This window comes from Schauerella aestuarii, assembly GCF_009866805.1.
Classification (GTDB): Bacteria; Pseudomonadota; Gammaproteobacteria; order Burkholderiales; family Burkholderiaceae_B; genus Schauerella; species Schauerella aestuarii.
In genome coordinates this window covers 302,933-317,472 of record NZ_SIZW01000041.1, presented here as the reverse complement: position 1 = coordinate 317,472, position 14,540 = coordinate 302,933, and the positions used below count along the sequence as shown (strand labels likewise).

The following is a 14,540-nucleotide window of genomic DNA, read 5'->3' as shown; positions in this document are numbered from 1 at the left end:
TGCGCGCTCGACGCGGACTTAGAAGAATGAGGCCGAAACCTGGAACAGCTTTTCGACCTGGGCCATCTGATCGCGGCTGGGCACAAATACGATCACATGATCGTCCGACGCAATCACCGTATCGTCATCCGGCATCAAGATCTCGTCACCCCGCACGATCGCGCCGATGGCCGCTCCCTTGGGCAGGCGGATCTCGCGCACCCGACGGCCCACCACACGCGAACTCTTGCGATCGCCGTGCGCGATCGCCTCGAGCGCCTCGGCCACGCCTTGCCGCAACCGATGTACCGCCACGACATCGCCCCGGCGCACATGCTGCAGAATCTCGCTCATGGTGGCCTGCGAGGGCGACACCGCGATATCGATCAGGCTGCCCTGCATCAACTCGCCGTATGCCTGGCGGTTGATCAGCGCAATCACCTTGCGCGCGCCCAGCCGCTTGGCGAGCAGCGACGACATGATGTTGTCTTCATCGTCGCTGGTGAGCGCCAGAAACGTGTCCATATCGTCGATGTTCTCGCGCGCGAGCAGCGCCTCGTCGGTACCGTTGCCCTGCAGCACCAGCACGCTGTCGGGCAGATTGGCAGCGAGATACTCGCAGCGCACCGGGCTGCGCTCGATCAGGCGCACACTGTATTTTTCCTGCGCCAGTTGCTTGGCGAGGCGCATCCCGATATTGCCGCCGCCGGCGATCATGACGCGGCGCACGCTTTTCTCGCCATCGCGCAGCTGCCGCACCGCTTTGCGGGCGTGGCGGGTATCGACCACCAGAATCACTTCGTCGCCCGGCACGATCACCACGTCGGGACCGGTTTGAATCTGGCGGCCATTGCGCAGTACGTCGACCACGCGTGCGGTCACGTCGGGGAACACTTCACGCAGCGAATTCAACGAGTGATTCGCCATCGGGCTGCCGGTTTCCACCCGCGCCGTGATCACGCTCACACGGCCATGGGCAAACTCCACCACTTGCAGGGCTTCCGGAAACTCGATCAGGCTATGCAGATAGTTGCTGACGCTGCGCTCGGGGCTGATCAGGGCGTCGATGCAAAAGCCGTCGTCACCCATCAGCATGTCGTGCTCGGCAAACTCCGGCGATCGGATACGCGCAATGCGGCGCGGCACATTGAACAATTGCCGGGCGATCCTGCACGCCACCAGATTGGCAGAGTCCGAAGCCGCACAGGCGATGAACAGATCCGCATCCTCGATGCCGGCGCTGCGCAGCACCGACACCTGCGTGCCGTCGCCATGGACGGCACGCAGATCGAAGCGTTCCTGGAGATACTGCAGATCAGTTGGATTGGCGTCGATGATCGTGATGTCGTTTTGCTCGGACACCAGATTCTCGGCGACGCTGGACCCGACTCGGCCAGCGCCCATGATCAACACCTTCATGCGTTCCGCTTGCGCGCCGACTCGATACCCAGTTGTTTGAGCTTGCGATACAGATGGGTACGCTCAAGACCCGTTTTCTCGGACACGCGCGTCATGCTGTGATTTTCGCGGCCCAGGTGATACTCGAAATAGATGCGCTCGAATTCGTCGCGCGCGTCGCGCAGCGGCTGATCGAGCGAAATGCTGCCGAGCGACCCGGTGGCATTGGGCGACGTATCTTCGGGCACCGCGGGCGCGGCGGCCGGAATGGTGACCGGACGATCGGTATCCGCCGCACTGGCCGCTAGCGCTGCCGGTGCAAATACCGGCGTGGCCGCCACGGCTTGCGGTGCCCGCCCCCTCGCCAGCCCGGACGCGATGGTCTTGAGCAGACGTTGCAGCGTGATGGGCTTTTCAAGAAAGTCCATGGCGCCGATACGTGTGGCTTCGACGGCGGTATCGATGGTGGCGTGGCCGCTCATCATGATGACGGGCATATCGAGCAGCCCTTGCGAGCCCCACTCTTTCAGCAGGCTGACCCCGTCGGTATCCGGCATCCAGATATCGAGCAGCACCAGATCCGGACGCGCACGCAGCCGCGCAGTGCGCGCTTGCGCAGCGTTTTCGGCGAGCTCGACTGTGTGCCCTTCGTCGTAGAGAATTTCCGACAAAAGCTCTCGAATCCCAACTTCGTCGTCAACCACCAGAATTCTGGCCATAAACCGTCCACCTATTGCGTAGCCGCATTATCCCGATCTTGCGGGTTCCCGTCCAGAACGCTGCCTGGCACCGCGAGTCGTGTCAATAGAACCGAGACTCGCGCACCGCCTTCGCGGCGGTTGGCGACATCGATTCTTCCCCCGTGTTCTTCCACAATCTTGCGCACAATAGCCAATCCTAACCCAGTACCGTGGGATTTCGTGGTTACGTACGGCTCGAACACCCGTTGCATGACCTTGGACGAAAACCCAGGGCCATTGTCCATCACGGTAAAACGCACAGCCTGCGGTGCCGCCGAATCGGCCGGATCGCTATCGACCAAACGCGTCGTCACCCGCACCAGTCCCACATCGGGACGATCGACCAGTGCATCGCGCGCATTGCTCAATAAATTGTGGATGACCTGACGCAATTGCGTCGGGTCGCCTTCGATCGTAGGCAATTCCGGTGCCAGCTCCACTTCGAGCGGCAGAACCTTCTCACCTTCACGCGCATGGCCGTCGACCGGATCCCAGCCGTACAAGGCCAGCACATCGGCCACCAACGCATTGAAATCGATCTGCTGCATCACGGCGGGCGGCGTGCGCGCAAATTCGCGGAAGTCGTCCACCATATGCTTGAGCGAAGCGACCTGGTTGACGATGGTGTTGGTCGAACGGGCCAGCATCTGCGCATCGGCAGGAGCGAGTTTATCGGCCAGCTTCATGGCCAGACGCTCGGCCGACAACTGAATCGGGGTAAGCGGATTCTTGATCTCATGCGCGAGGCGGCGGGCGACTTCGCCCCAGGCCACGGTGCGGTTGGCCGAGATCACCTCGGTAATGTCATCGAACACCACCAGATACCCGTTGCCCCGGCCATCCACGCGCAGATGGCTGCCGCGTGCAAGCAACGTGAGCATCTGCACCGTATCGTCGGCGCCGGTAGGCGTGATCGTGATCTCGAACTGCTGCTGCCAGTGCTGACGCTCCGAACCGACGGCGCTGTGGGCCGCAAACGCCTCGCGCACCACGCCGGCAAACGACAGCATGCCGTCGGCCGTTTCGAGCGGACGGCCGATCACATGGCGCAGATCGGCCTGCAGGATATCCTGCGCGCCCTGATTGACCGTGGTCACGCGAAATCCTTCGTCGAACACCAGCACGCCCGACGACAGGTTGGACAGCACATTCTCGAGATAGACGTTGGACCGCAGCAGTTGCTGGCGATTGGTTTCCACCATGCGGCGCGCCTCGTCCAGCTGACGCGTCATCGCATTGAAAGACCGCGTCAACTGGCCCACCTCGTCGCGCGCCGGAGGCTCGGGCAATGGCGTGTAGTCACCCACCCCGACCGCCTGCGTGCCGCCGGCCAGGCGCAACAAGGGGCGCACGAGCCGCTTCGACAACGACAGCGCGACCGCAATCGCGGAAAACACCGCCATCATCAGCGCCAGGGTGAGCGTGATGCCGTAAAGCTTGCGCAGGCCCAGGCGGGAGAGCGCAAGCTCCTGATAATCGCGGAAGCCCTGCTGCACGCGGTTGGCATTGCGGGCGATCTGCTCGGGCACCGGCTGCACCAGTTGCAACCAGCGCGGCTCGGCTGCCGCGCCGATGAGGCTGTCGAAACGCGCCGGCGCCGGCAGCGGCAAAATCACCCGCAGATGCAGGCCGCCATCGTTGTCGAGATCGTTGGGCTCGTCCGCTTCGGCCTGCGAATAGCCGCGCGCCACCCGCAACTGATTGAGCACGGTGGAAGGCGGCACTTCAGGCAACAACTGACCGTACTGATTGGTCGAGAAGGCGACGGCGCGTCCGGCACCGGTAAAGATCAGTGCATCCTGGATGCCGTTCGCGTTGCGCAGCCGCGTGAGCACAGTCGCCAGTTCGCTATCGGGCGTATTGCCCAATTCATTGGCCATGGATTTGCCCCGGGCATCCAGATCGGCCAGGAGCGAATCCAGCGCGGCGCGCCCCAGGTTCAAGCCGGCTTCGAGCGCACTATCGACCCGTACGTTGAACCACGACTCGATCGAGCGCGACATGAACTGCACCGACACCACGTAGATCAACGCGCCCGGCACCACGCCCACCAGGGCGAAGGCGAGCGCAAAACGGGCAGTGAGGCGCGCGCCGAACTGGCGCCTGCGAATCTGCCGCGCCAGCTTGACGATCAGCGACACCACCCACAGGAACATCGCGGTGGCGAACACGCCGTTCAGGATCAACAGCACGTCGTAGTACTGCGCGAACCGCGAGGCATTGCCAGTGGACCACGCCAGCAGCCCCAGCAGCATCAGGCCGCTCAACCCGCCAATCACAAAAGCGATATTGAGCAGGCGCTTCATTGCGCCCCGTCCTGCTTGGAGGAAATCGAGAATTCGAATTCGGCCCACGGCGTCGCGGGAGTCCAGGAACTGTTATTCAGTGCATTCACCTGAAAGGGCCGCGGCAACAGCGCCGTGTCCAGGCGCAAGCGCATCTGCCCGGTGTAATGGGTGCCCACGTCGAGCCCCTCGGTGCTGCCGACGTCCCAATTGCGGATGCGCCGCATCACATCCATGGCATCGTCCAGCGACGATACCGGCAGCGTCAATTCGCCCACGCCCACGCGCCACTGCCGCGTCAACGCGTTGTAGACGATGCGCCAGGTCATCTGCGTATCCACCTCGGTGCGATCGAACCACCACCAGCGATGGCGCGTGATGATCGCATCGGCCGTGAAATACAGCGGCACGCCGCGCTGCGCCGCATCGCGCAACTGATTGTTGAGCTCGAAATCGACATCGGCGTCGATCAGCAGCCGATCCCGCTCGATGCGGGGCTCGATGCGCGTGACGGCCGGCGAGGCGGCCTGAGCAGGCTCGCCGAGAAAGGGCGAGCAGAGCAGCATCAACACGAGCAACAGGCGCAACATCATCGGCTGGGGTGACGTAAGGATCGAGTCCTATTCTTGGCGATTCAGGACTGCTTGGCAAACAGGGCGTAGAAAAAACCGTCGCGCTGTGTTTCGGCTGTTGCTTCCGCAGCAATCGGCAGCAATTGACCGGGCGCATTCAAACGTTCGGCATCGGCATGACGACGCGAGAACGCGGCCGCCTGACGCGCGCCTTCGGCCGGAAAGATCGAGCACGTGACGTAAAGCATATGACCGCCGGGCGCAACGGTGCGCCACAGGGCATCGGTCATGCGGCTCTGCAGCGTGGCAGTGCGCGCCACGTCGTCCTGACGACGCAACCAGCGGATATCGGGGTGCCGGCGCACGATGCCCGACGCGGTGCACGGCACATCGGCGAGCACGGCGTCGAACGGCTTGCCGTCCCACCAGCTATCCAGATCGAGCGCACTGGCGGCTTTCACCGTCACCTTGGACGAATTCAATTTCAGGCGATCGAGATTTTCGGTCACGCGCGCAAGCCGCTTGGCATCCGAATCCAGCGCCAGCATCTCTACATCGGCCAGCTCCAGCATGTGCGCCGTTTTACCGCCGGGCGCCGCGCACGCATCGAGCACGCGCATCCCATCCTTCAGCGGCAGCAACGGCGCAGCCAACTGCGCGCCCGCATCCTGCACCGACCACCAACCTTCGGCGAATCCCGGTAACTGCGTGACGGGACGCGGCTGGGTGAGCATGAGACCGCTCTCGCCCACCGGCACGGCCGTCACACCGGCTTCGGCGAACGCGGCGATGACCTGCTCGGGCGTGGCTTGGCGGCGATTGACGCGCAGGGTGAGCGGCGCGGGACGCTGCGCCCCGGCCAGCACTTCTTCCCACTGCTGCGGATAGGTGTTGCGCACGAGGGCGATCCACCACATCGGGTGATTCCACTTGGCCTCGAGATCGCGATCGATCATCCGCAGCACGTCGTTGCGCTCACGCAGGAAGCGCCGCAGGCTGCCGTTGAGCAACCCCTTGAACCGCGCCATCTCTTCATCGTTGGCGGCGGCCGTCACGGCCTGGTCGACCACGGTATGCGGCGCGTACGACGGCATGGCCGCCGTATGAAAATCGATGATGGCGGCTTTGCTGGCGGCATCCGAGGGCTTGAGCAGTGCAATGGCCACCAGGGCCAGCGCATCGAGCAAGGGGCTGGGCGGCGTGCGCGCGATCAGTTGATTCTTGACGGCCCGGGCCCAGCCCAGTTGCCGCATGGTGTGGAACGCCAAGGCTTGCGTCGCCGCCCGCGACGGCGTGGAGACGGCGGCAAGCGCCTCCGTCATCGACTGGCCACCCAAAACGGCCTCCGTGACCTGGGCCGTGGCGAGCAAAAGCGAGGACAAAGGCGGGCTGGCGCGGGAAGAATCGACGTCGGACATGGTGTTCATAAAGCAGGTTAGGATCGATATGGTAACTGCTGGACGCGTTGTACCGGTGCCATTGCCCTGTTGGTCGTGCAGCCAAACCCCGCGATCGGGGTAAACTCGGGCCCGCGAACGCCATGTGCGTGCATCGCCCCTTATTTTTGCTGCCGGCGCATCGCGCGCCGAGCCCTACGCCCCACCGCCATGTTTTTGCCGCCCAAGGCCCATGCCGCCGCGCTTGCGCGCCGCCGATCGCATGCCGCTACGCCCGTCAGTCCCGCCCAGCGACCACTCGCCGCATGAGCCGCCTCTTCCTCGCCCCCATGGAGGGGCTGGCGGATTACGTGCTGCGCGACGTATTGACGAGCACGGGTGCCTTCGACGGCTGCGTGTCCGAGTTCGTGCGCATCACGGGATCGCTCCTGCCCGCCCGCGTGTACGAGCGCGACTGCCCCGAAATCATGGCGGGCGGTTTTACCCCGGGCGGCACGCCGATGGTGATCCAACTGCTCGGCAGCGACCCGGACTGGCTGGCGCGCAATGCGTCCTTCGCCGCAACCCTTTCCCCGCACGGCATCGATCTCAATTTCGGCTGCCCCGCCAAGGTCGTGAACCGGCATGGCGGCGGCGCCATGCTGCTGGCCACGCCTGACGTGCTGCACCGGATCGTGGCCGCCGTGCGCGCCGCCGTGCCCGCCGGCATCCCCGTGACGGCAAAAATGCGGCTGGGCGTTTCGGACACGTCGCTGGCCGTGGCCTGCGCCACGGCGCTGGCCGACGGCGGTGCCGAGGCGCTCGTGGTGCACGCCCGTACCCGCGATCACGGCTACCGCCCGCCGGCGCACTGGGAATGGATCGCGCACATCGCCGCCGCCGTGAAGGTACCGGTGATTGCCAATGGCGAGGTCTGGACGGTGGCCGACTGGGCCCGGTGCCGCGCCATCAGTGGCTGCGCCGACGTGATGATCGGCCGCGGCGCCGTATCGGACCCCTTTCTGACCCAGCGCATCCGCGGCACGATGGCAGATACGCCCACGCCGGACGAATGGCCGCTGGTGGTGCAACACATTGCCATGTACCTGAAGAAGCTTCAGGATCGCGTCGATTGCCTGCATGAGCACGGCCGCGTCAAATTGTGGCTGAGCTACCTGAAACGCACCTGGCCGCAGGCGGCCGAACTGCACGCGGCCATTCGCCACCTGCAGGGCGCCCCTGACGTGCTGAACGCCATGAAAGCCCCGCCGCATGGCTATCGCGCCCCGGAATGATGCGATACGGCGACACGTCAGACCCTGTTTGGTGACAACAGGCCGTGAAATGATGCCGGGCGGTTAAAATGCCCGATTGGCCTTGATTGCCGCGCAGATCTTTCCCGCCCGGCAGCCCCTCTTCCAGATCGCACTGTGAAAAACCCTTCAGAATTAACAGCTACCAAAGACTCGAGCCCGCGTGTGGGGTTCGTCTCGCTCGGCTGTCCGAAAGCCCTCGTCGACTCCGAACGGATTCTGACGCAACTGCGCATGGAGGGCTACGTGGTGTCGCCCTCCTACGAAGACGCCGATGTGGTGGTCGTGAACACCTGCGGTTTCATCGATAGCGCCAAGGCCGAATCGCTCGACGCCATCGGCGAGGCCATCGCCGAAAACGGCAAGGTTATCGTCACCGGCTGCATGGGCGTGGATGCCTCGGTGATTCGCGAGGTTCATCCGAGCGTGCTCTCGGTTACCGGCCCGCAGCAATACGAGGAGGTCGTGCGCGCCGTGCACGATGCCGCGCCCCCGTCGCTCACGCACGATCCCTACGTGGATCTCGTGCCGCCCCAAGGCATCAAGCTCACGCCGCGCCACTACGCCTACCTGAAGATTTCCGAAGGCTGCAACCATCGCTGCAGCTTCTGCATCATCCCGTCGATGCGCGGCAATCTGGTCAGCCGGCCGGTCGGTGATGTGCTGAGCGAGGCCGAGCGCCTGGTCAAGGCCGGCGTCAAAGAGCTGCTGGTCATCTCGCAAGACACCAGTGCGTACGGCGTGGACGTGAAATATCGCAGCGGCTTCTGGAACGGCCGCCCCGTCAAGACGCGCATGACCGAGCTCTGTTCGGCGTTGTCGGATCTGGGGGTGTGGACGCGTTTGCACTATGTGTATCCGTACCCCAGCGTCGACGAAATCATCCCGCTAATGACCGACGGCAAGGTACTGCCCTACCTCGACATCCCCTTCCAGCATGCCAGCCCGCGCATCCTGAAGCTGATGAAGCGTCCGGCGTTCGAAGACAAAACGCTCGCGCGCATCAAGCAATGGCGCCAGGCCTGTCCTGACTTGACCATCCGCTCGACCTTCATCGTGGGCTTCCCCGGAGAAACCGAAGCCGAGTTCGAGTATCTGCTCGAGTGGATGACCGAAGCGCAACTGGATCGCGTGGGTTGCTTCCAGTACTCGCCCGTGGGCGGCGCGCCGGCCAACGATTTGCCCGATCCGGTACCGGACGAAGTGAAGCAGGAGCGCTGGGAGCGCTTCATGGCGCATCAGCAAGCCATCTCGGCGGCACGCCTGCAAGCCAAGGTAGGTCGTGAAATCGACGTGCTGATCGACGAGGTCGACGAAGACGGCGCAGTGGGCCGATCGAGTGCCGATGCGCCCGAAATCGACGGTTGTGTGTACGTGGCCAGCGATCGCGTGCTCAAGCCCGGCGATCTGGTGCGCACGGTGGTTACCGATGCAGACGAATACGACCTGTGGGCCGATACGGTCTGAGGTCGAGCGCGCGTGGGTTCGACTGAACAATCGTTCGCTTGAACAAGATAATGCCCCGAACACCGGAGAGTGCGTTCGGGGCATTTTTTTCGCCGCATGCCATGCGCGACGGCAACGCGCAGGCAACGACGAGCTGACGGTTTAGGCGATGCCACTCACGGTTCGCCGCCGCGCCAGTAAAAAAAGCGGATTACAGGAAGTCCGACAGATCGTCGGCGTGCTCTTCTTCAACGGCGAGAATCTCTTCCAATACACGACGCGTCGTGGGATCCTTGTCGCCGATATAGTCGATCATCTGACGATAGCTGTCGATCGCGATACGCTCGGCAACCAGGTTTTCGCGAATCATTTCGTCAAGCGTATTGCACTCGACGTATTCGGAGTGGCTGCGCTCGAGGAGGCCCTTCGGCGACATATTGGGCTCACCGCCCAATTGCACAATCCGCTCGGCCAACGTATCGGCATGGCCCTGCTCTTCATTGGCGTGCTCGAGAAACTCAGCGGCGACCGGTTCGGCATTCAAACCCGTGGCCATGAAGTAGTGGCGCTTGTAGCGCAGCACACAGACCAGCTCGGTGGCGAGGGCTTCATTCAACAACTTCAATACGGTTTCGCGATCGCCGCGATAGCCATCGGTAACGGCCCCGTCTTCCAGGCTTTGGCGAGCACGTTGGCGAATGCTTTCGACGTCGATTTCAAATTCGCCGGTTTCGGTATTGGTGTTTTGTGTACGTTGATCCATGGCTTTTCACTCCAAATAAGTTAAGCACGGCGACCACTCTGTGTCGCTGGCCTTGCATCGCCCGCCTCATCGACGTGCGACAACATTCGATTCACTTCGGTATGCTTCACACTCGCGTGCAAGGAGTACAACAACTCGCGCGCCGTGCTGATGTCATCGGTCATGGATTCAGCATTTTCCGTGCCTCGCGAGCCATTTTTCGTACACTTAACAGTGATTCTCGTTGCCAAGATGCGAGTGATAACGCTTCCATCTTTTAGTTCTGCAGCACCATTTTCTTAGCGATGTTTATGCCTATTCAAAACGTTTGTGTGTATTGCGGCTCCAACGCCGGCCGTCAACCCGTGTATACCGAAGTCGCGCAGCAACTCGGTCGCGCGCTTGCCGAACGCGATATCGGCCTGGTCTATGGCGGTGCCAGTGTCGGCATCATGGGCGTGGTTGCGGACGCCGTCATGGCGGCAGGTGGACGCGTTACCGGCATCATTCCCGATGCGCTGATGAAGAAAGAACTTGCGCACCTGTCACTCACCGAACTTGTCGTGGTCGATTCGATGCATCAACGCAAGACGCTGATGGCCGAGCGCGCCGATGGCTTCATCGCCATGCCCGGCGGCGTGGGCACGCTGGAAGAAATCTTCGAAACGTGGACGTGGGCGCAACTCGGCTTTCACAAGAAACCGGTGGGCCTGCTGAACGTGGCGGGCTACTACGATCAACTCGCCGGCTTTCTGGACCACACGGTGGAAGAATCCTTCATGCAGCCGCAGCATCGCGCGATGCTCGCCATCGAGAGCGATCCCGTAAGCCTGCTCGACCGCTTCGCGGCTTATGAACCGCCCACCGTATCGAAATGGATCCGCGCGGAGAAGCTCTAAGTGCGCGTGCAGCTCGCAGCCTTTGATTTCGACGGCACCCTGGCGGATACCTTTCCCTGGTTCGACAGCATCTTCGACAGCGTGGCTGAGCGCTACGGCTTTCGTCACGCCACGGCCGAGGAGAAGAAGATGCTGCGCACGCGCGACGCGCGCGGGATCATGGCGTTTCTCGGCATCCCTTTGTGGAAGGCACCGATCATCCTGTCGCATGTGCGCAGCCGCATGGCGGCCGTCACGCCCGAGTTGCTGCTTTTTGACGGCATGGCCGATCAATTGGCGCGGCTGAAGGCGGGCGGCATACATTTGGCGGTCGTGAGCTCGAACGCCGAGAACAATGTGCGCCAGGTGCTGGGATCTGCTGCCGACTGCATCGACACCTTTGCGTGCGGCGCTGACGTCTTCGGCAAGCCTGCCAAGCTCAAACGCCTGGCGCGCGACAACGGCATCGCAGGCGATCGCGCGATCCTGATCGGCGACGAATTGCGCGATATCGCGGCGGCGCGCGCCAGCGGCTGGCTCGCCGGTGCAGTCGCCTGGGGCTACAACGACGGCGACACACTCGCAGCCGAATCGCCCGATCGGCTGTTTACAAAACCGCAGGAAATGGGCGACTGGCTGCTTGGCGACAAGGCGGATTTGCCGCCGTAAATGCTGAGGCTATGGACGCCAACTAAGCCGGCGACCAGCCCCGAACGAACACATCGACCGGCTGCCGCTTCGCGCCCGGCTTTTGCAGCACCGTCAGGCGCAACACGCCGGCACCGGTTGCCACGTCGATGCCTTCGGGCGTGGCGGCAAGCACGTCTCCAGGGTTGGCGGTGCCCGACGATGTCCCGGCCGCATCGGCCGCGAGCACGTGCGCGGCCCACACCTTGACCGGGTCGGCCAGACCGGGCAAACGCGTGGTCGCGCCGGGCACGGGATCGAACGCGCGGATCCGGCGCGCCAGCGTCTCGGCCGGCAGCGACCAGTCGAGCGCAGCCTCGGCCTTGTCGAGTTTGGCGGCGTAGGTCACGCCCGCTTCAGGTTGCGGCTGCGGCGCAGGCGCGTGCCCATCTGCCATCGCCTGCACCACATCCACAATGGCGCGCGCACCCACTGCAGCCAACGCATCGTGCAGCGTGGCCGCGGTATCGTTCGGGCCGATCGGCACCGAGCGGATATCGAGCATATCGCCCGTATCGAGGCCCACGTCCATCTGCATGATCGTGATGCCGGTCTGCGCGTCGCCCGCTTCGATCGCACGCTGGATCGGCGCGGCGCCGCGCCATCGCGGCAGCAAGCTGGCATGAATGTTCAAGCACCCCAAGCGCGGCAGATCCAGCGTCCATTGGGGCAGAATCAAACCGTAGGCGGCCACCACCATCACATCCGGCGCCGCCTCGGTCAGCAGTCGATGCGCCGCTGCCGCTTCATCGGGATACTTGCCGTCCAGCCGCAGACTGCGCGGCTGCGCCACGGGAATACCGGCGTCGAGCGCGGCCTGCTTGACCGGGCTGGGCGTGAGCTTGAGCCCACGGCCGGCAGGCCGGTCGGGTTGCGTCAATACAAGAGGAATGGTGTGACCGGCCTCGATCAGCGCGACGAGCGCCAGACGGGCGAATTCGGGCGTGCCCGCAAAAACGATACGCATCTCGATCGCCGCGCGTTACGCGCGCATCGCTTCGCGTTCGGCTTTGCGCATTTTGGTCTTGATGCGGTTCTGCTTCAGCAACGAGAGGTACTCGACGAAAACTTTGCCGTCGAGGTGATCGATCTCGTGCTGGATGCATACGGCCAATAGACCATCGCATTCGATTTCAAACGGTTTGCCGTCGCGATCCAGCGCCTTGACGCGAACACGCGCTGCACGTTCGACTTCGTCGTAGACGCCAGGCACCGACAGGCAGCCTTCTTCGTAGGTGCGCAACTCTTCACTTTTCCAGACGATTTCCGGATTGATGAAGGTTTGCAGCGCCGACCCGTCTTCCGACACGTCGATCGTGACGACGCGTTCGTGCACGTCGACCTGCGTGGCAGCCAATCCGACGCCGGGGGCGTCATACATGGTTTCGGCCATATCCTTCACCAGCTTGCGGATACGATCGTCCACCACGGCCACAGGCTTGGCCTTCTTGTTCAGGCGCGCATCGGGGTATTGGAGGATGGAAAGCAAAGCCATGGAAAGGGATCGCGAATCGCGGAAAAAGTGAAATAACCCCTATGATAATTCATCATGTCCTTGATTTCTAATCGTCTTTCTCTACCGGCCCCATTTACTGCGGCCATCGCGTTCTCGTATCGGGCCGCTGCGATCCCCAGGGCCAGGTCATCCGTTCCCTGAAACGTCCGACGATCCCCAGGAATACAAGGTGATTCCTCAGCCACGCCGTTGCCATCCCGAAGCGAGCGTTGCCGTTGCCGATCGGGCCGTCGCGACGTTACCGATGCGTCTGTGCCTATCAACGTGGCCGATGTGCCTGCGCCTATTTCAGGTATGACAATGTCATCCCTATCGCCTGAGCGCGGTGTTTTTGACGTGCGACACTCGTTCGATGGATGCTCTCCCTTCCCCTCATGACCTGCCCTATTGGCTGCGGCTCTCTCTCACGCCGCATCTGGGGGTGCACGCCTATGCCCTCCTCAAGGCATTTGGCTTGCCCCGCGATATCTTCGAGCAACCGATAGCACGACTCTTGGCCGTCGTGCCGCCCGCCATAGCCGAAACGCTGCACCGGCCCCCGCTATCGGACATCGTGGAAGCGATCGAGACCACGCAGGATTGGCTCGCGCACGCCGACCGCCACATCGTAACGCTGGCCGACCCCACCTATCCCCCGGCGCTGCTCACGCTGCCCGACCCACCCCTGCTGCTGTACGTTCGCGGTCATCTGCCGACGCTACAACGCGCCGCGCTGGCCATCGTCGGCGCCCGCAGCGCTACCGCTGACGGACTCGATAACGCTCGCGCGTTCGCGCGTACCTTGGCCGGCAGCGGCTGGTGCGTGGTGAGCGGTCTGGCGCAAGGCATCGATGCAGCCGCACATGGCGGGGCCATCGAGGCCGGTCCACAGGCCGCCGGCACAATCGCCGTCATGGGGACAGGTGTGGATCTCGTCTATCCGACGCGTCACCGCAAACTTGCCGACGCGATCGCAGCCCACGGTGCGCTGATCTCCGAATTGCCGCTGGGCAGCGGCCCACGCAAGCACCACTTTCCGCGCCGCAACCGGCTGATCGCAGGCCTGTCGCAGGGCGTGCTGGTCGTCGAAGCCGCGGTGCAAAGCGGCTCGTTGATCACCGCCCGTCTGGCGGCCGACGCCAACCGCGAGGTCTTCGCCATCCCGGGATCGATCCACTCGCCGCTGGCGCGCGGCTGCCACGCCTTGATCCGGCAAGGTGCGAAGCTCGTCGAAACCGCGGAGGACATCCTGGAAGAACTGCGCGCACCCGATCTGTTCGGCCGCAAAAATCCCCTCGCCGACACACGTCGCACGCGCATCGTGGAGACCGGGGAGGACGCGGTGATCGATGGCGATGAAGCGGATGGCGAGGGAAATGGCGACGGCGGCAGCCGTACCGCGCAGTCGGTCGTCGCCCGCGTCAAGGCGCAAACCCGCGCCCGTGCCGATCAGGCAGACCCTCTTTTGTCCGCCCTGGGCTTCGACCCGGTATCGATCGAAACGCTGGCCGCACGCACGGGCCTGGACGCGGCCAGCTTGAGTGCGCGGCTGGTCACCCTCGAACTCGCCGGCGACGTGCATGCGCTGACGGGCGATCGCTATCAGCGCCGGGCTCGCCGATGACGATG

Annotated in this window: 13 protein-coding genes; 5 read left to right on the top strand and 8 right to left on the bottom strand. The window is 63.5% G+C overall.

Going from position 1 to position 14,540, the window contains the following annotated elements:
* Nucleotides 1-18: 18 nt before the first annotated feature.
* Genes trkA through rsmB form a run of 5 tightly spaced genes read right to left on the bottom strand, consistent with a single transcriptional unit; the run spans nt 19 to nt 6,401 of the window.
* Nucleotides 19-1,398, bottom strand: a complete 1,380-nt coding sequence (gene trkA, locus EYW45_RS12360; protein WP_161135714.1) for a Trk system potassium transporter TrkA — start codon at nt 1,396-1,398, stop codon at nt 19-21.
* On the bottom strand, nt 1,395-2,096 hold the full coding sequence (locus EYW45_RS12355; protein WP_161135713.1) for a response regulator: 702 nt from the start codon (nt 2,094-2,096) through the stop codon (nt 1,395-1,397). The genes trkA and EYW45_RS12355 overlap by 4 nt, the downstream gene beginning before the upstream one ends.
* Nucleotides 2,097-2,107: 11 nt before the next feature.
* Nucleotides 2,108-4,423, bottom strand: a complete 2,316-nt coding sequence (locus tag EYW45_RS12350; protein WP_161135712.1) for a sensor histidine kinase — start codon at nt 4,421-4,423, stop codon at nt 2,108-2,110.
* Entirely contained in the window at nt 4,420-4,995 is a 576-nt protein-coding gene (locus EYW45_RS12345) for a DUF4390 domain-containing protein (protein WP_161135711.1), read from the bottom strand. Before EYW45_RS12345 ends, EYW45_RS12350 begins: the two co-directional genes overlap by 4 nt.
* Nucleotides 4,996-5,036: 41 nt before the next feature.
* On the bottom strand, nt 5,037-6,401 hold the full coding sequence (gene rsmB / locus EYW45_RS12340; RefSeq protein WP_161135710.1) for a 16S rRNA (cytosine(967)-C(5))-methyltransferase RsmB: 1,365 nt from the start codon (nt 6,399-6,401) through the stop codon (nt 5,037-5,039).
* Nucleotides 6,402-6,676: 275 nt separating this feature from the next.
* Between rsmB and EYW45_RS12335 the strand changes: the two genes are divergently transcribed.
* Both EYW45_RS12335 and rimO read left to right on the top strand, forming a co-directional pair.
* Nucleotides 6,677-7,645, top strand: coding sequence for a tRNA dihydrouridine synthase (locus EYW45_RS12335; protein ID WP_161135709.1), 969 nt, complete (start codon nt 6,677-6,679; stop codon nt 7,643-7,645).
* Between the two features lie 135 nt (nt 7,646-7,780).
* Complete coding sequence (gene rimO, locus EYW45_RS12330) at nt 7,781-9,130, top strand: 30S ribosomal protein S12 methylthiotransferase RimO (protein WP_161135708.1); 1,350 nt, start codon at nt 7,781-7,783, stop codon at nt 9,128-9,130.
* Nucleotides 9,131-9,320: 190 nt separating this feature from the next.
* Here rimO and EYW45_RS12325 read toward each other — a convergent pair whose 3' ends face one another.
* On the bottom strand, nt 9,321-9,872 hold the full coding sequence (locus EYW45_RS12325; RefSeq protein ID WP_161135707.1) for a ferritin-like domain-containing protein: 552 nt from the start codon (nt 9,870-9,872) through the stop codon (nt 9,321-9,323).
* A gap of 290 nt (nt 9,873-10,162) precedes the next feature.
* Here EYW45_RS12325 and EYW45_RS12320 point away from each other — a divergent pair, with 290 nt between their 5' ends.
* Together EYW45_RS12320 and EYW45_RS12315 are read left to right on the top strand one after the other, a co-directional pair.
* Nucleotides 10,163-10,750, top strand: coding sequence for an LOG family protein (locus tag EYW45_RS12320; protein ID WP_161135706.1), 588 nt, complete (start codon nt 10,163-10,165; stop codon nt 10,748-10,750).
* Nucleotides 10,751-11,398: an HAD hydrolase-like protein gene (locus EYW45_RS12315; RefSeq protein WP_161135705.1), complete on the top strand. Its 648-nt coding sequence runs from the start codon at nt 10,751-10,753 to the stop codon at nt 11,396-11,398.
* Between the two features lie 22 nt (nt 11,399-11,420).
* Here the strand turns inward: EYW45_RS12315 and fmt are convergent, their stop codons facing one another.
* Both fmt and def read right to left on the bottom strand, forming a co-directional pair.
* Nucleotides 11,421-12,383, bottom strand: coding sequence for a methionyl-tRNA formyltransferase (fmt, locus tag EYW45_RS12310; RefSeq protein ID WP_161135704.1), 963 nt, complete (start codon nt 12,381-12,383; stop codon nt 11,421-11,423).
* Between the two features lie 15 nt (nt 12,384-12,398).
* The gene (def, locus tag EYW45_RS12305; RefSeq protein WP_161135703.1) at nt 12,399-12,911 is read right to left on the bottom strand and encodes a peptide deformylase; all 513 of its coding nucleotides are present in this window, start codon (nt 12,909-12,911) and stop codon (nt 12,399-12,401) included.
* A gap of 373 nt (nt 12,912-13,284) precedes the next feature.
* On the opposite strand from def, the gene dprA reads away from it, so the two are divergent.
* Nucleotides 13,285-14,535, top strand: a complete 1,251-nt coding sequence (gene dprA, locus EYW45_RS12300) for a DNA-processing protein DprA (RefSeq protein ID WP_161135702.1) — start codon at nt 13,285-13,287, stop codon at nt 14,533-14,535.
* Nucleotides 14,536-14,540 lie beyond the last annotated feature (5 nt).